This window comes from Bacillus timonensis, assembly GCF_004799755.1.
GTDB classification, from domain to species: Bacteria; Bacillota; Bacilli; order Bacillales; family Bacillaceae_L; genus Ferdinandcohnia; species Ferdinandcohnia timonensis_A.
Window position 1 is genome coordinate 1 of sequence record NZ_SLUB01000152.1, and the last position, 514, is coordinate 514.

Sequence of the window (514 nt, forward strand, 5' to 3'; positions counted from 1 at the left end):
AGTCTGTACACTTTTCCCTCTTCATCGAGAAATTCCACGAGCCTAATTGGTCTCATCTTACCTGTTTCTCCAAGAATCACCTTAACATCTCTTTGAATATTAGACCCTTCGGGTACTTCGTATTCCTCTATGACTCTTTCGACGAGTTTCCCTCTTAACCGAACGACAAAGTTTATGTCTTTCTTAATCCATTCATTCATTCGATAGAGATCCATATATCCTCGATCCATCACATAAGTTGCATCAGATTCTTCTATTAATAGGTCTCCGCCTTCATGATCTTGTACTTTCCCATTAGAAGGAACAATTTTATCTGGATAATGTACATCAGGCGAAGCAACTATCAATCGTGTATGCATTTTGACGACTGTCCAGCCCTTTGTTACATAGGCCCATTCTGATAAAATAGGTGGAAGTGGTATATGTGTCGCATCTACGATGCGAAGTTTTCCAACACCTCGAGGTAGACCAGTAGTACCTTTGGTATAATATTCAAGTTCTTTTACAACTTTAA

Annotated in this window: 1 protein-coding gene; it reads right to left on the minus strand. The window is 39.1% G+C overall.

What is annotated here, in order from left to right; translation table 11 throughout:
• A partial coding sequence (locus E1I69_RS24310; protein WP_136382035.1) for a transposase occupies window positions 1-514 on the minus strand: 514 nt, incomplete at both ends.